Consider the following 16,459-nt stretch of genomic DNA (forward strand, 5'->3'; position numbering starts at 1 on the left):
GAATCGTCCGAAAGACTTAGGAAGTCCGAACGACTTGCGCTACTGCCCGGCGGTGACTCCGTTGCGATGGACAAGCAAGATGAGATGGCGTTTGCTCCTTTCGGCGCTTTATGGCCCGCGGATTCATGCTCTCGAATTTTTTCAAGAAAAGACGGCACAAGTGCGGACTTTGACGTTTACGCAAACGTCAATATTTTGTAAGACAGTGCCCAAGGCCGGCGCGATCCGGTCAGTCGAATGGGAGGAATTTGAGAGATGCCAGTCTACAAGGCCCCGGTGAACGATACGCTCTTCGTCTTGAACGACGTGCTGGGTCTCGAACGCTACAACAATCTGCCGGGTTTTGCCGATGCGACCCCCGATATGATCGAAGCAATCCTCGGTGAGGCCGGAAGGGTTGCCGAGGAAGCTCTCTTTCCGTTGAACTATTCCGGCGATCAGGAAGGCTGCACGCGCCACGACGATGCCAGCGTCTCGACGCCGAAGGGCTTCAAAGAGGCTTATAAAGCCTATCGCGAAGGCGGCTGGATCGGCCTTGCGGTGCCGGAGGAATTCGGCGGGCAGGGGCTTCCCTATACGCTGCATACCGCCGTCGGCGAATATACCTCCGCCGCCAACATGTCGCTGATGATGTATCCAGGCCTGACACAGGGCGCGATCGCCGCACTCCTCGTCCACGGCTCCGACGAGCAGAAGGCCACCTATCTGCCGAAGATGGTGGACGGCACGTGGTCCGGCACCATGAACCTCACCGAGCCGCATTGCGGCACCGATCTCGGCATGCTGCGCACCAAGGCGGTGCCGCAGGCTGACGGCAGTTACAAGATCTCCGGCCAGAAGATCTTCATCTCCGCCGGCGAGCACGACCTGACCGGCAATATCATTCATCTGGTGCTGGCCCGCATCGAGGGTGCGCCCGAGGGCACCAAGGGCATTTCGCTCTTCATCGTTCCGAAATTTCTCGTCGGCAAGGACGGCGCACCGGGCGCCCGCAACGCTGTCTCCTGCGGCGCCATCGAGCACAAGATGGGCATCCACGCCAACGCCACCTGCGTGATGAATTACGACGAGGCGACCGGCTTCCTGATCGGCGCCGAAAACCGCGGCCTCAACGCCATGTTCGTGATGATGAACGAGGCCCGCCTGATGGTCGGCCTGCAGGGCATCGCCATTTCCGAGATCGCCTATCAGAACGCCGCCAGCTACGCCCGCGACCGCATCCAGGGCCGCTCGCTGTCCGGCCCCAAGGCGCCCGACAAGAAGGCCGATCCAATCATCGTCCATCCGGACATTCGCCGCACACTGATGACCATCCGCGCCTTCAACGAGGCCGGCCGCGCCTTCCTGCTCTGGACCGCGCTGAAGTCCGATATCGCTCACCGCGCCAGCGACGAGAAGGAGCGCCAGACGGCCGACGATATTCTCGGCCTCGTCACCCCGATCCTTAAGGGCGTGATGACCGACAAGGGCTTCGATCATGCCGTCATGGCCCAGCAGGTCTTCGGCGGCCACGGCTATATCGAAGAGCACGGCATGAGCCAGTATGTGCGCGATGCCCGCATCGCCATGATCTATGAGGGCGCCAACGGCATTCAGGCGCTCGATCTTGTCGGCCGCAAGCTGGCGCTGAACGGCGGCCGCGCCGCGATGGCCCTCTTCAAGGAGATCGGCGATTTCTGCGAGGAGAACCGCGGCAACGAAAAGCTCTCCTTCTTCACCAAGCATCTGAAGAAGGGCTTGAACGATGCCCAGGGCGCGACCATGTGGTTCATGCAGAATGCCATGGCCAAACCCGACAATGCCGGCGCCGGCTCGACCGACTACATGCACCTCTTCGGCCTCGTCATTCTCGGCTATATGTGGGCGAAGATGGCCAAGGCCGCCGAGGACGGCCTTGCATCCGGCGATGCCGCCCGCGAGGAGTACCTGAAGAACAAGCTGGTCACCGCCCGCTTCTTCATGGAACGCCTGATGCCGGAAACCGCGCTTCGCAAGGCCCGCATCGAAGCCGGCGCCGACACGATGATGGAACTGGCCGCCGAAGCGTTTTGATTGTGTCCCTCTTCTCCCCAGCGGGGGTCCGAAGGACGGGTCGAGACCGGTGGCTCGACCCAGGCAGAGGTGGCCCGCTGGGGAGAAGAGGGAAGAACGAAATTCACCGGCGCCGCCGCGCCGTCAGGGAGATGAGACAATGACCGAGGTTTTCATTTACGACCACGTGCGTACGCCGCGCGGCCGCGGCAAGAAGGACGGCGCCCTGCATGAGGTGCCCTCCGTTCGCCTCGCGGCAAAGACGCTGGAAGCGATCCGCGACCGCAACGGGCTCGACACGGCCACGGTCGACGACATCATCATGGGCTGCGTCGATCCGGTCATGGATGCCGGCGCCGTCATCCCCAAGGCCGCCGCCTTCGAAGCCGGTTACTCCACCAAGGCACCCGGCATGCAGATCTCCCGCTTCTGCGCCTCCGGCCTCGATGCCGTCAATTTCGGCGCCGGCAAGATCGCCCAAGGCGCCGACGATATTGTCATTGCCGGCGGCGTCGAAAGCATGTCCCGCGTCGGCCTCGGCATGTCCGGCGGCGCCTGGTTCATGGACCCTTCTGTGAATTTTCCGGCCTATTTCATGCCGCAAGGTGTCTCGGCCGATCTGATCGCCACCAAATACGGCTTCAGCAGAACCGATGTCGACGCTTATGCGGTCGAGAGCCAGAAGCGTGCCGCCCATGCCTGGGAAAAGGGCTGGTTCGACAAGTCGGTCATCCCGGTCAAGGACCAGAACGGCCTGACGATCCTGGCAAAGGATGAGCATATGCGTCCCGGCACCGATATGCAGGCGCTCGCCTCCCTCAATCCGTCCTTCCAGATGCCCGGCGAGATGGGCGGCTTCGAGGCCGTCGGCATCCAGGCCCATCCGGAGATCGAGCGCATCAACTATGTCCACCATGCCGGCAATTCCTCCGGCATCGTCGATGGCGCCAGTGTCGTCCTGCTCGGCTCCAAAGCCGGCGGTCAGAGCATGGGCAAGAAGCCGCGCGCCCGCATCAAGGCTTTCGCCAACATCGGCTCCGATCCGGCCCTGATGCTGACCGGGCCCGTCGACGTCACAGAGAAGCTGTTGAAACGATCAGGCATGAGCCTTTCCGACATCGACCTCTTCGAACTGAACGAGGCCTTCGCTGCCGTGGTGCTGCGCTACATGCAGGCATTCGACATCGACCATGACAGGATCAACGTCAATGGCGGCGCCATCGCCATGGGCCATCCGCTCGGCGCCACCGGCGCGATGATCCTCGGCACGGTGCTGGACGAGCTTGAACGCCGCGACCTCAACACCGCGTTGGTGACGCTCTGCATCGGCGCCGGCATGGGCACGGCAACGGTTATCGAAAGGGTCTGACGATGGGCTTCAACACCGGCACGATCGAAACCGAATATGCCGAGGTCAGCGAGCACTGGTCGCCCCGCGTCATCGCCGATCTCAACGGCCAGAGCGTCAAGCTCGCCAAGGTTAGGGGCCAGCTCGCCTGGCATTCCCACCGCGACGAAGACGAGCTTTTCCTCATCTGGAAGGGAGCGCTGACCATCGAATATCGCGACCGCCCGCATGTGCATCTCAAGAGTGGCGATTTTCATGTCGTGCCAAGGGGTGTCGAGCATAATCCTGTTGCTGAGGAGGAATGCTGGATCGTGCTTTTCGAGCCGTCGCTGACCAAGCACACCGGCGATGTCGTCACCGAAAAGACGAAGACCTTAGACGCGCAGCGCAGCCATTTGCCGGCCTGATCGGGGAGGAAACCCAATGACCTACACCAATTTCACGCTCGAAACCGACGCCGATGGCATCGCTCTCGTCACCTGGGACATGCCTGGCAAATCGATGAACGTCTTCACCGCCGAGGTGATGGCCGAACTCGACGCCATCATCGACGCTACGACCGCCGATGCCGCCGTCAAGGGTGTCGTCTTCACTTCGGGCAAGTCCTCCTTCTCCGGCGGCGCCGATCTGTCGATGATCAAGTCGATGTTCAGTTCTTATCAGGAGGAGAAGGCAAAGAGCCCCGAGACGGCGGTGCAGAACCTCTTCGGTCTGGTCGGCCGCATGAGTGGCCTGTTCCGCAAGCTCGAAATATCGGGCAAGCCCTGGGTGTCCGCCATCAACGGCACCTGCATGGGCGGCGCTTTCGAACTGTCGCTCGCCTGCCACGGCCGCGTCGCCTCCAATGCCAAGAGCGTCAAGATCGCGCTGCCCGAAGTGAAGGTCGGTATCTTCCCCGGCGCCGGCGGCACGCAGCGTGTGCCGCGGCTGGCGAACGCCCAGGATGCGCTGCAGATGATGACGACCGGCCAGTCGCTGACCGGCTCCCGCGCCAAGGCGATGAACCTCGTGCACCAGGTGGTCGAGCCGGATCAGCTCATCCCCGCCGCCAAGCAGATGATCAAGGATGGCCTGAAGCCGGTCGCCCCCTGGGACGAGAAGGGCTTCAAGGCGCCCGGCGGCGGCATCTGGACGCCGGCTTCCGCCCAGCTCTGGCCGGCAGCTCCGGCAATCCTGCGCCGGGAAACATCGGGCAATTATCCGGCGGCACTCGCCATTTTGAAATGCGTCTATGAAGGTCTGCAGGTGCCTTTCGACACCGGCCTGAAGATCGAGCAGCGTTATTTCACCGAGGTGCTGCAGACCCGCGAAGCCTTCTCGATGATCCGTTCGCTGTTCATCTCCATGCAGGAGCTCGGAAAAGGCGCCCGCCGCCCGGCGGGTCATGCGAAGACCGAGCTGAAACATGTCGGCGTCGTCGGCGCCGGCTTCATGGGCGCCTCGATCGCTTATGTCACCGCCGCCGCCGGCATTCCGGTGACGTTGATCGACCGCGACATCGAAGCGGCGACCAAGGGCAAGACCGTCTCCGAAGGCCTGGTCAAGGATTCTATCGGTAAGGGGCGTCTTACGCAAGATGAGGCAGCCGCATTGCTCTCCCGCATCACCCCCTCGGCAGATTATGCCGACCTCGCCAATGCCGATCTCGTCATCGAGGCGGTGTTCGAGGATCGCGAGGTGAAGAAAGCGGTCATCGAGGCGGTCGAAGCCGTGCTGCCGGAAGGCGCGATCTTCGCCTCCAATACCTCGACCCTGCCGATCTCAGGTCTCGCCAAGAATTCGAAACGCCCGGCCGATTTCATCGGCATCCACTTCTTCTCCCCTGTCGAGAAGATGATGCTGACCGAGGTCATCCTCGGAAGCGACACCGGCGACAAAGCGCTGGCCGTCGCTCTCGATTATGTTGCAGCCATCAGGAAGACGCCGATCGTCGTCAACGACACCCGCGGCTTCTTCGTCAATCGCTGCGTGCTGCGTTACATGTCGGAAAGCTACGATATGCTGATCGAGGGCGTGCCGCCTGTCATGATCGAGAACGCCGCCAAGATGGCCGGCATGCCGGTCGGTCCCTTGGCGCTGAACGACGAGGTCGCCATCGACCTCTCGCTGAAGATCCTCAAGGCGACGGTCGCCGATCTCGGCGAAAAAGCCATCGACCCCAGGCATATGGATCTCATCTCCAGTATGGTGGAAAAGGAGGGTCGTTTCGGCCGCAAGAATTCCAAGGGCTTCTACGACTACCCGCCGAAACCGGCGAAGAAGTCCCTCTGGCCCGACCTCAAGTCCTTCTATCCGCAGAAGCAGGCAGATGAGGTTGATGTCAACGTCCTCAAACAGCGTTTCCTCGTCACCATCGCGCTGGAAGCTGCCCGCACAGTCGAGGAAGGCATCGTCACCGATCCGCGCGAGGCGGATGTCGGCTCGATCCTGGGCTTTGGCTTCGCGCCCTATACCGGCGGGGCGCTGAGCTATATCGACGGGATGGGTGCGAAGGCTTTCGTGGAATTGGCGGAAAAGTTAGCAGGTACTTACGGAAAACACTTCAAGCCGACGCCGCTGCTGAAGGACATGGCCGCCAAGGGCGAGACGTTTTACGGTCGGTTCGACCCCTATGCGAAGGTGGGGAAGGCGGCTTAGGCCGTCTTTGAGTCGTGCAGCTCTTGTCGGGTTTCAAACGTTGAATGGGGCAGGTGGCGATGGCAATCTGAACCGTAAGCAACCCGCGCCTCGCTGTCACCCGGATCGGACCGCCCATGCAACCGTCAACCGACATCCTCGCCTTCGCCGATCCGATGGAGTGGGAATCCTGGCTCTGCCTGCATCACGCGGCATCGACCGGCGCCTGGCTGAAGATCGGTAAGAAAAATCCGAAACGAACTCTCATCACCATCGACGAGGCGCTGGATGTGGCGCTCTGTTACGGCTGGATTGACAGCCAGCGCAAGGGGTTTGACGCGCATTCCTACGTGCAGCGTTATTCGCCCCGGCGCGCCAAAAGTTCGTGGTCGAAGCTCAATGTCGATCGGGTCGCAGCACTCGCAGAAACCGGGCGCATGCGGCCCGCGGGCCTTGCCGAAGTCGCTGCCGCCAAAGCCGACGGACGCTGGGCTGTCGCCTACGCTCCGCAGCGCGATGCCGGCCTGCCGGACGATCTGGCGGCGGCGCTCGCTGAGAACGCTGCCGCCGATGCTGCCTTTGCGCGGCTCGACAAGACCGGCCAATATGCAATCGTCCTGCCGCTCCTGAAGGCTACCACCCCGGAAGTCCGGGTTGCCCGCCTCGGCAAGGCGATCACCAGGTTGGCGCAGGCCGAATAGGCGGTATTTCAGCTTCTGCAAAAAAATCTCGCCCTCGGTTTTCCGCGCCGCGCGGCAGGCAAAGACCTGTCCGCGGTGTCTGAAACGTCACCGATTTCCCTGGCTGCGGCCTTGTCACGGACACAATTTCCGATTACATATCCGCGCATCGATCTTGCTAGATGAACTTTGAAACGGCCTCGTGTCGTTCCTGGCGAACTTCCTCCAAAATCGGTTTTCATCGCCGTTCGGCATTTATCCGGGCTGCATTCTTCTATGAACGATTCGAAAAGGATATCGTCATGAGCACAGGTACCGTAAAGTGGTTCAACGCAACCAAGGGCTTCGGCTTCATTCAGCCGGATGACGGCGCAGCCGACGTTTTCGTCCACATCTCTGCCGTTGAACGCGCTGGCATGCGCGATCTCAAGGATGGCCAGAAGCTGTCTTACGAGCTCGTCCGCGACAACAAGTCCGGCAAGATGTCGGCAGACCGCCTCCAGGCGGCCTGAGCCTTCAAGGCTCTAAATATCATCTCCGGATCGTGACCACGGATGTACTGGCGCGGTTCGTTGAGATAGCAGGGAAGGTCGGGTTCACCCGGCCTTTTTTCGTTTCCGGCCGGTTGATGTTGTGCCCTTTCCCAAGAATTGCGTCCGCGACACCCCCCTCTGCCCTGCCGGGCATCTCCCCCACAAGGAGGGAGATTGGATGGGCTCGATGGTTTCCCCAAACAACTGGCCGTCACATGAATCGTAAATTGAGCGCGAGGCATGGCTTCTTGCCGATCTCCCCACCTGTGGGGGAGATGCCCGGCAGGGCAGAGGGGGGCGGCCACGGCACGACCTTAAAGAATCTTTCGTTTCGCCAAGCTGAGAGCGTAACCGGCGACAATAAGCCTCGTAAGACAGGTAAGTCCCTTAGCCGCCTTACGCCTCGCCACCTTCCAGCATCTCCATAACCCGCGCCATCACCACCCGTGCCGCATCGAGTTCCGCTGACGTGAAAGCAGCGCCCAGCCCGTCGGCCCATCCGGCTTGCGCGATCTCGATGACGCCGAGCCGCGCCGCCCCTTCTTCCGTCAATCGTACCAGCTTGGCGCGCTGGTGCTGCGGGTTGTCGGCATAGGCGATCAGCCCTTCATTCTCCAGCACATCGGCAAGCCGCTGCACGCCCTGGCGGGCGACGCCGAGCGCACGGGCGATCTGCGCCACCGACATGCCGCCGCGTCGCGCCGCCGCCAGCACCTGCCAGCGCGCGCTCGTCTGTCCTGCCGGCTTTGCCAACTGGTCGCCCGCCGCCGTCAGATGGCCGGCGAGGCGAAGAGCGGTGATTGCGAAAGCGGAAAAGGCATCCCCCTCCATCGTTCGCTCCGGTCGATTTTGTTTGACAACATGTTGTCGATTTTGTATCTCATCCATAATGACAACATATTGTCATATTTGGAGACTGAAGGCAACGCCGAAGGAGGAGATCGCCATGAAGAAAACCTACAGAGGAAGCTGCCATTGCGGCAAAGTGCACTACCAGGTGGACATGGACCTCGAGGAGGGCACCGGCCGCTGCAATTGTTCGATCTGCGCCAAGCGGCGCTATTGGGGCGCCAACGTCAAGCCGGAGGATTTCCGGCTGATGTGCGACCAGGCGGAAACGTCCGACTATCAGTTCAACACCATGAGCGGTCATCACCGCTTCTGCCGCACCTGCGGTGTGCCGGCCTATGGCGACGGTTATGTCGAACAAATCGGCGGCGCCTATGTCTCGATCAACATCGCCTGCCTTGACGATATCACCCCTGAGGAACTGGCAGCACTGCCTGTCCGTTATGCCGACGGCAGGCACGATGCCTGGTGGAACGAACCGGCGGTGACGAGTTATCTCTGACGCAATTCCAAAAGTGCGCAGTGGTTCTATCGCTGATGTCGGATCGTCGTCCTCCCCTTCGTCCTCTGTCCATAACGGAGAAGGAGAACGACCGTGAAAGACGAAGCGAATGCGAAGATCGAGGAAGAGGCGATCATCGCCATGCTGATGATGCGCGCCAAGGCGTTGGGTGAGAAGAACGCCAGCGACGCGCTTTCCTATGAGGCCGAGGATTCCGTCGAATTTTCACTGGCGCCGCGCTCGTCTACCACGGCCAGGACGAAGCGGGTCTGCAGGCCTGGTTCGATACTTGGGAAGGCCCGATCGGCGGCGAGGTGCGCGATGCCAGACTGACCGTTGGCGAGGATGTCGCTTTCTGGAGCGGCCTCACGCGCATGACCGGGACCAAGACCGATGGCACCGCGGTCGATCTCTGGTTCCGCCAGACCCTCGGTCTCGTCAAGCAGGACGGCCGCTGGCTAGTTGCCCACCAGCACGCCTCGGTGCCCTTCGCCATGGACGGCAGCGGCCGGGCGCTGCTCGATCTCAAGCCGTGAAGGAATGTCAGGCGGCACTCCCCGCGATCTTCCGCCGGTCGGCGCGAATGCTCATCAGTCCGACGCCCATCAAAAGCAGGATCGCCGTCGCATAGATATCCGTCGTCAGCGCGTAACCGGCCGATTTCGCCAGGAACCCTGCAAGGATCGCCGGCAGGCTGAAGGCGAGGTAGCTCTGGACGTAGAAGGCCGATAGCAGTCCGGCCCGCTTGCATGTTCAATTTGCACTGATTGTTGGATGATCGGTGCGCACTCCGGCGGATGGCCATCCGCCGGAGTGCGGACGGCCGGGACCGCAGGCCCCTTGGCTTGAACCGGGGATGAGATTGGTCCGGCCGTCCTCGCGTTTGTCCTGAACAGATGATGGGGAGCAAGTCCCGCATGCAAGGCAAGGTTTCGTTCCAAGAAGACGCGATGCCGGTAGTTTATGCCGGTGTGGACGTGAGTAAAGAGTGGCTCGATATTCATCTGCATCCGCTGGGCGAAAGCCGGCGGTTTAGCAATGACAAGACCGGCATCCGCCAGCTGAAACGGCTGCTGGCCAGGCATCGGCCCAAAAGCATCGTGATGGAGGCAACCGGCAAGTTCCATCGCCCCGCCCATCGCTCGCTTTGGCTCGATGGCTTTGCCGTCGCCGTGGTCGATCCGCTGCGCGCCCGCATGTTTGCCCGTGCCTGCGGCTATCTCGCCAAGACCGACCGTCTCGATGCCCGTTTCCTGGCGCTCCTGGCCGAGAGCCTGCGCCCGCCGGCCGACACGCCACCAAGTCCTCACGTTGAGGCCTTGCAGGAGCTGGTCAATGCACGATCGGCAGCCAAATGCGACATCACCGCCCTGCAGAACCGCAGCAAGACTGCCACCACCGCCCTTCTGCGCGGCGAACTCAACCGTCTCGTGCGTCGGCTGGAACAGCATGTCGAACGTCTCGACAAAGAGATCGAGCGACGTGTCGGCGAGGATCCGCAGCTCTACCGCAAGGCCGAGATCCTCACCTCCATTCCCGGCATCGGCCGCGTCACGGCCCTGGCATTGATGGCCGGCATGGACGAGTTGGGCAGTTGTTCGGGCAAGCAGGCCGCCATGCTGGCAGGGCTTGCCCCAATCGCTAACGACAGCGGTGCCCGAACCGGACGTCGTTCCATCCGCGCCGGCAGGCCCGCACCCCGGCGCGCGCTCTACATGGCCGCCTTGTCTGCCTGTCGCTACAATCCCACCCTTGCTCGTTTCGCAGACACACTCAAAGCCGCAGGAAAACCAGCGAAGGTCATCTTGGTCGCCGTCATGCGTAAATTGCTCGTTCTGGCAAACTGCCTTCTATCTCAGGATCGCCTCTGGACCCCAAATCCCCCTTGACAACCAACACAGATTCTCATCCGGTTTGGCGAGCGGCATGATGGTGCCGATCGAACCGAGGAAATTGGTGCCGAAACCGACGCCGGTAAAAATCGTGCCGACGAGCAGCAGCGGCACATTGGCAAGATGCACGCCGGCAACGACGGTCAGGATGCCGAGCGTCTTGGCCGACACGCCAAAAACCAGATTGGCCGATGCCGTCTTGCTGCGCCTGAGATAGACGGCGATTGCTCCGCTCACCATCAGCGCGGTGACGACGGCCCCGCCCGTCAGCGGCGCCCGGCTGCCGGTCGTGCTGGCGACCAAGGACGGGACCAGCGAGAGATAGAAGCCGGCAAGCGTCCAGTTGGCAATGTTGATCGGCGTCACCAGCGACAGCGGCCGCTTCACCTGCTGGGGAATGGTGACCCGCGGTATCAGCGAGCCGAGAGCCCCCGGCCGCGTGCCGCCGGTCTCGCCTGTCAGCCAGATGGCAACCGCCTGCAGCGTGAAGGCGACAAACAACAGCGCATAGACCAGATGCATCGGGAAGGGGCCGTATTGGATCAGGGCGCTGGTGCCCACTGCCCCCACCGCCATGCCGCAAAGCGGCGCGATCGAATTGACGATCTGTCCCTTTGCCCGGTCGACATCGACGAGCGCTGCTCCGATCGAGGCGCCGGCGATCCCGGTTGCCAGCCCCTGCACGATCCGCGCCGCGATCAGCCAGGCAGGACCGCTCGCGACGACGAAGAGGCCCATCGCGGCGATTTCGAGCACGAGGGCGAAAAAGATCACCGGCTTGCGGCCGAGATGATCCGAGATCGAACCGGCGATCAGCAGCGCCGCCAGCAGCGCGAAGGCGTAGACCGCGAAGATCACCGTGATCAGCACCGGCGAGACGGAAAAACTTTCCTGATAGATCCGGTAGAGCGGCGTCGGCGCCGCGGAGGCGGCGAAGAAGGTCGCGAGCGTCAGCGCATGAAAGCCGATCGAGGGACGCGGCGAATTCTCGGTGGATTTGGCTGCGGCGAACATATATAAGCCCCTTAAAGCTAAGCTGTTGCGTTAGCTTAAGTAGAGCGGGCACTTCGTAAAAGCAATTTATTTGCGTTAATAGGTCTATCAAAGATTTTGAACCAACGGTGTCAAAGGGCGAAAGTCGGGTTGCGCGCATGACAGTGAAAGAGAATCTCCGTCCGGGCGGCAGAAGCGCCCGGGTTCAGGCATCGGTGCACAAGGCGGTCCGTGAGCTGATGGCCGAGATGAGCCGCGCCGAGGTGACGATCCCGCTGATTGCCGGCAAGGCGGGGGTAACGCCGTCGACCATCTATCGCCGCTGGGGCGACCTGCAGGAGCTTCTTGCCGATGTCGCCGTCGATCGGCTGCGGCCGGATATGCAGCCGATCGATGCCGGCAGCGGCAAGGCCGATCTCGAAACCTGGGCCGAGCAATATGCCGAGGAAATGTCCTCCGGCCCGGGTCGCGAAATGATCCGGGACGTGCTGGCGGCGCAGGCGGGCGCGAATGCCTGTAAATGCGCTGAATTTACCCGCCAACAGGTCGACGTCATCGCCGAGAGGGCCAAGGCTCGCGGCGAGGCCTTTCCGGATGTCGACCGCGTCATGGACCAGGTCGTGGCGCCGATCATGTACAGCATCCTGTTCGGCGATGTGCCGGCGACAGCGCGTGTGCGCGATCTGGTTGCGCGTGTCATGAGCGCGACGGACTAAGAGCAATTCCAGCAAAAGTGTGTAGCGGTTTTGCGTCCGGAATTGCGTGAAAACAAAGAGATAGAGCATCTCCGTGATTCGGAGAAAAACGGAAATGCTCTGAGTTTTCTGTTACTCCGCGGCGGCGCGCTTGAGGCCGGAAATCTGGGTGATATAGGCGCGCAGCGCCGCCGGCCGCACCGGCTTGTGCTGGACGGCGATACCATCTCGCTCGGCCTCGCTGCGCACCTCCGGCGTGCGGTCGGCCGTGATCAGCAAAGCGGGGATATCGGCGCCGAACTGCCGGCGCAGATGCAGGATGGCGGCAATGCCGGTGCCGTCGCCGAGATGATAATCGGCGATGACGATATCAGGTGGTCCCTCCTGGCCGTCGAGGGCGGTGACGTCGGCGAGGCAATCCAGCGCCTCCACCTCGCAGCCCCAGCCGCTGATCAACAGCCGCATGCCTTCGAGGATCTTCGGCTCGTTGTCGATGCAGAGGATCTTCAACCCGCTCAGCGGCTGGCCGGGACGGTCGGCAGGCGTGATTGCCGCCGTGGCCGCGGCCGGGCGCGAGACGTCGAGCGGCATGGCGATACGGAATTCCGTGCCCTTGCCATGCGTCGACTGCAGCTCGACCGGATGGTTGAGCACGCGGGCGATACGGTCAACGATCGACAGGCCGAGCCCGAGGCCGGAGGCGGTTTTCGCGCCTTCGTCCAGCCGCGCGAATTCCTTGAACACGGTGCGGAATTTCGACGGCGGAATGCCGATGCCGGAATCGATGACCTGGATGATCACCTGGTTGCCGCGCCGTCGCGCGCCCACCAGCACCTTGCCGTTGATGGTGTATTTGATGGCGTTGGAGACAAGGTTCTGCACCAGCCGGCGCAGCAGGTTGGGGTCGGAGCGGACCCGCAATGAGGTCGGCATGATCACCAGCTTCAGCTGTTTTTCACGGGCGATCGGCGCGAAATCGGTCTGGATACGCTCCAGCAGGTCGGAGAGCGCGACGGAGGCGAGCCGCGGCCGCATGGCGCCGGTATCGAGCCTGGATATATCGAGCACCGCCCCGAGAATGGTCTCGACCGATTCCAGCGCGGAATCGATGTTGCGCACGATCAGGCTGTTCTCGGATTGCGCCATGCGCTCGACCAATGCCGAGGAATAGAGCCTGGCGGCATTGAGCGGCTGCAGGATATCGTGGCCGGCGGCGGCGAAAAAGCGTGTCTTGCCGATATTCGCCTCATCGGCGGCGGCGCGCGCCTCGCCGAGTTCGCGGTTGACCCGGGTAAGCTCGGCCGTGCGTTCGGCGACGCGCTGCTCCAGCGTTTCATTCGCCTGTTTCAGTGCCTGGTCGGCGCTGACGCGCTGGGTGATGTCGGTGAAGGTGGCAACGATGCCCTTGTCGGGCATGGCGTTGGAGCGCACCTCGATGATCCGCTCGCCGCCGCCGAGCACCAGCGAAAAGGGCTTGTCGAGCGTCAGGAAATGCCGCACCGTCTGGCTGAGATCGCCGGGCGCGATATCGCCGCGCTGGATAAGCGTGGTGACGATATCAGACAAGGGAAAACCGACCTGGCCGGCACTTTCCGGAAGATCCAGCAATTGCCGGAAACGCCGGTTCCAGATCGTCAGCCGATTGGAACTGTCGAAGACCGCAATGCCCTGGTCCATCTGCGAAAGCGCCGTCTGCAGCATGTCCTGGTTATATTGCAGCGCCTCGCTCGCCTGGTCGAGCAGCCAGGCGGTATCGGAAGAGGCATCCTCGATCTTCTGCAGGATCAATGACAGCACCAGCCTGGCCGAGGACGAGCCGATGGCGCTGCCGAGCAGCTGTTCGCTAAAATGGATGAGCGCCATGTCGGCCGGCTGCTCGTCTTCCAGCTTGCGGCCGGAGCTTTGTTCGTAGGTCGTCAACGAGCGCTGCATGCGCTCTTCGCCGAGATAGCGCGAGATCGCCGCCTTGAGATCGCCGACGCTAATGCGGGTCTTCCAGCCGCGCGTGGCAAATTGCGAGCGCGAATGCCGTTTGACAAAGATACCGGCCTGGATGCGCTCCAGCGGCTTGGCGTTGCGGGTGAGCGAGCCGACGACGAAGAAAGCGGTGTTGACGAGCAGGCTCATTGCCGTCGCATTGACCAGCGGATCGGCGTCGGGCGCGGTGAACAACGTCGTCCCGGGAAAGATGAAGCCGAGCACGGCGCTCGCCACATAGGAATAGTCGGGGCCGCCGAGCGACGGCAGGAACAGCAGGTAGATCCAGATGATGAAGCCGGAGGAAAGCCCGAGGATTGCGCCGCGCGCGTTCGCCCGCCGCCAGATCAGCCCGCCGAACAGTGCTGGGGCGATTTGCGCGATCGCGGCAAAGGAAAGAAGGCCGATCGAGGCAAGGCCTGCCGTGCTGTCGGTCGAACGGTAATAGGCATAGCCGAACAGCAGCACGGCGAAAATGGCGCTGCGGCGGATGTTGAGCAACGTCTTGGCGAAATTATCGCGCAGGCTGGCGCGGCCAGCGAGTTTGCGCCTGAGGAAGATCGGCATGATGATGTCGTTTGACACCATGATCGACAGTGCGACGGAATCGACGATGACCATCGCCGTCGCGGCGGAGAACCCGCCGATGAAGATGATCAGCGAAATGACGGGCATCTGGCCGGCAAGCGGCAGCGACAGCATGTAGAAATCGGCATTGCCGCTGCCGCCGAAGGTCAGCAGCCCGCCGATCGCCACCGGCAGCACGAAGAGATTGATGGCGATGAGATAGCTGGGAAACAGGATGCCTGCGAGTTTCAGCTGTTTCGGGGTTCGGTTTTCGACAACCGTCACGTGGAATTGCCGCGGCAGCAGGATGATCGCAAAGGCCGACAAGATGATCAGGGTGATCCAGCGGCTGATCGGCGTATGGTAGTTGAGCGCCGACATGACCAGCTCATTGTCGACGGTCTTGCGCCAGAGATCGGTCGGACCGTCGAACAGAAACCATATGACGCAGACGCCGGCCGTCAGGAAGGCGACGAGCTTGACGACGGATTCCATCGAAACGGCGAGGATGAGGCCATCCTGATGCTCCGTCGCATCCGTATGCCGTGTGCCGAACATGATGGCGAAACAGGCAAGCACCAGCGTTGCGACGAGCGGCAGGTCGAGAAAATAGAGATTGCCGCTGCCGATGCCGTAATCGGATGGATTGACCATGGCGCTGACGGTGCTCGAGATCGCCTTGAGCTGCAGCGCGATATAGGGAATGGCGCCGATCAGCGAGATCAGGGCGACGATCGTTGCGACCGTCGGGTTCTTGCCGTAACGGGCGGCGACGAAATCGGCAACCGAGGTGAGCTTCTCCGCCTTGGCAAGCTCGATGATGCGGCGAAGCAGCGGCATGCCGAGCGTGAAGACCAGGATAGGGCCGATATAGATGCCGGCAAATTCCAGGCCGCGCTGCGCCGCAAGCCCGACGCTGCCGAAATAGGTCCAGGAGGTACAATAGATCGCAAGGCTCAGCGCATAGACCACCGGCCATCCGCCCAGCGTTCCCGGGCTGAGGTTGCCCTGGCCACGGTTCTTGCGGTCGCCATAGCTTGCCACGGCGAAAAGCAGGAGCAGATAGCCGAAGGCAGACGCGAATATGACCCAGCCTGGAAGCATTGACCCTCCGCCGGCGGAAAACCCGCCGGGACCCTCCCGCAACATGGGTCAGCTTAAGTCATTTCAGACGCTTTGAAAATTCCTGGCTGTCTAGGCCTTAAGTCAAAGACCGCGGGGAGGTATCGCCGAATAATTGCGATTGCCGATTGATTAATTGCAATGAAGATGTAGCTAATAAAAACAATCGCATATCTTTGAAATGGATCAAAGGGAGACGGATCCGATGCTCAATGAGTTCAAGGCCTTTATCGCCCGCGGCAATGTCATGGATCTTGCAGTCGGCGTCATCATCGGCGGCGCCTTCGGTGGCATCGTCAAATCTTTGGTGGATGACCTTATCATGCCGATCGTCGGCGCCATTTTCGGCGGTTTCGATTTTTCGAATTACTTCCTCCCACTGTCGTCGGCCGTCAACGCACAGTCGCTCGCCGCCGCCCGCGAGCAGGGAGCGGTGTTTGCCTATGGCAGTTTCCTCACCGTGCTCATCAACTTCCTCATTCTCGCCTGGATCATCTTTCTGATGGTCAAGGGCGTGAACACCCTGCGTGCCCAGGTCGAACGCCAGGAAAAGGTGGCACCGGAAGAGCTGCCAGCGCCGCCGGCAGACGTTCAGCTGCTGACGGAAATTCGCGATCTTCTCGCCACGCGCCCGACGGCTTGATCCGGGCTGGA

The 16,459-nt window shown here is 61.9% G+C and carries 12 protein-coding genes and 3 pseudogenes; 11 read left to right on the forward strand and 4 right to left on the reverse strand.

Annotated elements, in window-relative coordinates:
* The first annotated feature begins 255 nt into the window (after positions 1–255).
* From AC245Y_RS01155 to AC245Y_RS01180, 6 genes are all read left to right on the forward strand, one after another.
* Entirely contained in the window at positions 256–2,052 is a 1,797-nt protein-coding gene (locus tag AC245Y_RS01155; RefSeq protein WP_012755966.1) for an acyl-CoA dehydrogenase C-terminal domain-containing protein, read from the forward strand.
* Positions 2,053–2,191: 139 nt separating this feature from the next.
* Positions 2,192–3,400 carry an acetyl-CoA C-acetyltransferase gene (locus tag AC245Y_RS01160; RefSeq protein ID WP_012755967.1) on the forward strand — a complete coding sequence of 403 codons (1,209 nt, stop codon included), beginning with the start codon at positions 2,192–2,194 and terminating at the stop codon, positions 3,398–3,400.
* 2 nt (positions 3,401–3,402) lie between these two features.
* Complete coding sequence (locus AC245Y_RS01165; protein WP_012755968.1) at positions 3,403–3,786, forward strand: cupin domain-containing protein; 384 nt, start codon at positions 3,403–3,405, stop codon at positions 3,784–3,786.
* Positions 3,787–3,802: 16 nt separating this feature from the next.
* Positions 3,803–6,016, forward strand: a complete 2,214-nt coding sequence (locus AC245Y_RS01170; protein ID WP_012755969.1) for a 3-hydroxyacyl-CoA dehydrogenase NAD-binding domain-containing protein — start codon at positions 3,803–3,805, stop codon at positions 6,014–6,016.
* A 116-nt stretch (positions 6,017–6,132) separates the two neighbouring features.
* Positions 6,133–6,696 (forward strand): YdeI/OmpD-associated family protein, encoded by a 564-nt coding sequence (locus AC245Y_RS01175; protein WP_017992867.1) that lies wholly within the window; start codon positions 6,133–6,135, stop codon positions 6,694–6,696.
* A 281-nt stretch (positions 6,697–6,977) separates the two neighbouring features.
* Positions 6,978–7,187, forward strand: coding sequence for a cold-shock protein (locus AC245Y_RS01180; protein ID WP_003545273.1), 210 nt, complete (start codon positions 6,978–6,980; stop codon positions 7,185–7,187).
* 417 nt (positions 7,188–7,604) lie between these two features.
* On the opposite strand, the gene AC245Y_RS01185 is transcribed toward AC245Y_RS01180, so the two are convergent.
* On the reverse strand, positions 7,605–8,096 hold the full coding sequence (locus AC245Y_RS01185; RefSeq protein WP_026157244.1) for a MarR family winged helix-turn-helix transcriptional regulator: 492 nt from the start codon (positions 8,094–8,096) through the stop codon (positions 7,605–7,607).
* Between the two features lie 58 nt (positions 8,097–8,154).
* Here AC245Y_RS01185 and AC245Y_RS01190 point away from each other — a divergent pair, with 58 nt between their 5' ends.
* Entirely contained in the window at positions 8,155–8,559 is a 405-nt protein-coding gene (locus AC245Y_RS01190; RefSeq protein ID WP_012755972.1) for a GFA family protein, read from the forward strand.
* 93 nt (positions 8,560–8,652) lie between these two features.
* Positions 8,653–9,095 (forward strand): annotated as a pseudogene (locus tag AC245Y_RS01195) (YybH family protein).
* Between the two features lie 7 nt (positions 9,096–9,102).
* Here the strand turns inward: AC245Y_RS01195 and AC245Y_RS01200 are convergent.
* A pseudogene (locus AC245Y_RS01200) lies at positions 9,103–9,306 on the reverse strand (MFS transporter); the annotation flags it as partial.
* A gap of 170 nt (positions 9,307–9,476) precedes the next feature.
* On the opposite strand from AC245Y_RS01200, the gene AC245Y_RS01205 reads away from it, so the two are divergent.
* Positions 9,477–10,448: an IS110 family RNA-guided transposase gene (locus AC245Y_RS01205; protein WP_017992870.1), complete on the forward strand. Its 972-nt coding sequence runs from the start codon at positions 9,477–9,479 to the stop codon at positions 10,446–10,448.
* On the opposite strand, the pseudogene AC245Y_RS01210 reads toward AC245Y_RS01205, so the two are convergent.
* A pseudogene (locus AC245Y_RS01210) lies at positions 10,446–11,465 on the reverse strand (MFS transporter); the annotation flags it as partial. The gene AC245Y_RS01205 and the pseudogene AC245Y_RS01210 overlap by 3 nt on opposite strands.
* 137 nt (positions 11,466–11,602) lie before the next feature.
* On the opposite strand from AC245Y_RS01210, the gene AC245Y_RS01215 reads away from it, so the two are divergent.
* The gene (locus tag AC245Y_RS01215) at positions 11,603–12,160 is read left to right on the forward strand and encodes a TetR/AcrR family transcriptional regulator (protein ID WP_026157245.1); all 558 of its coding nucleotides are present in this window, start codon (positions 11,603–11,605) and stop codon (positions 12,158–12,160) included.
* Between the two features lie 111 nt (positions 12,161–12,271).
* Here AC245Y_RS01215 and AC245Y_RS01220 read toward each other — a convergent pair whose 3' ends face one another.
* Complete coding sequence (locus tag AC245Y_RS01220; RefSeq protein WP_017992873.1) at positions 12,272–15,787, reverse strand: PAS domain-containing hybrid sensor histidine kinase/response regulator; 3,516 nt, start codon at positions 15,785–15,787, stop codon at positions 12,272–12,274.
* 223 nt (positions 15,788–16,010) lie between these two features.
* Here AC245Y_RS01220 and mscL point away from each other — a divergent pair, with 223 nt between their 5' ends.
* Positions 16,011–16,448, forward strand: a complete 438-nt coding sequence (mscL, locus tag AC245Y_RS01225; protein WP_012755977.1) for a large conductance mechanosensitive channel protein MscL — start codon at positions 16,011–16,013, stop codon at positions 16,446–16,448.
* The last annotated feature ends 11 nt before the right edge of the window (positions 16,449–16,459 follow it).

It is taken from the genome of Rhizobium sp. SRDI943, assembly GCF_057653695.1.

What these genes read in the sequence shown, in the direction of transcription:
- AC245Y_RS01155 (WP_012755966.1), top strand. Translation starts at nt 256, where the DNA reads ATGCCAGTCTACAAGGCCCCGGTGAACGATACGCTCTTCGTCTTGAAC.
- AC245Y_RS01160 (WP_012755967.1), top strand. Translation starts at nt 2,192, where the DNA reads ATGACCGAGGTTTTCATTTACGACCACGTGCGTACGCCGCGCGGCCGC.
- AC245Y_RS01165 (WP_012755968.1), top strand. Translation starts at nt 3,403, where the DNA reads ATGGGCTTCAACACCGGCACGATCGAAACCGAATATGCCGAGGTCAGC.
- AC245Y_RS01170 (WP_012755969.1), top strand. Translation starts at nt 3,803, where the DNA reads ATGACCTACACCAATTTCACGCTCGAAACCGACGCCGATGGCATCGCT.
- AC245Y_RS01175 (WP_017992867.1), top strand. Translation starts at nt 6,133, where the DNA reads ATGCAACCGTCAACCGACATCCTCGCCTTCGCCGATCCGATGGAGTGG.
- AC245Y_RS01180 (WP_003545273.1), top strand. Translation starts at nt 6,978, where the DNA reads ATGAGCACAGGTACCGTAAAGTGGTTCAACGCAACCAAGGGCTTCGGC.
- AC245Y_RS01185 (WP_026157244.1), bottom strand. Translation starts at nt 8,096, where the DNA reads ATGGATGAGATACAAAATCGACAACATGTTGTCAAACAAAATCGACCG.
- AC245Y_RS01190 (WP_012755972.1), top strand. Translation starts at nt 8,155, where the DNA reads ATGAAGAAAACCTACAGAGGAAGCTGCCATTGCGGCAAAGTGCACTAC.
- AC245Y_RS01205 (WP_017992870.1), top strand. Translation starts at nt 9,477, where the DNA reads ATGCAAGGCAAGGTTTCGTTCCAAGAAGACGCGATGCCGGTAGTTTAT.
- AC245Y_RS01215 (WP_026157245.1), top strand. Translation starts at nt 11,603, where the DNA reads ATGACAGTGAAAGAGAATCTCCGTCCGGGCGGCAGAAGCGCCCGGGTT.
- AC245Y_RS01220 (WP_017992873.1), bottom strand. Translation starts at nt 15,787, where the DNA reads ATGCTTCCAGGCTGGGTCATATTCGCGTCTGCCTTCGGCTATCTGCTC.
- mscL (WP_012755977.1), top strand. Translation starts at nt 16,011, where the DNA reads ATGCTCAATGAGTTCAAGGCCTTTATCGCCCGCGGCAATGTCATGGAT.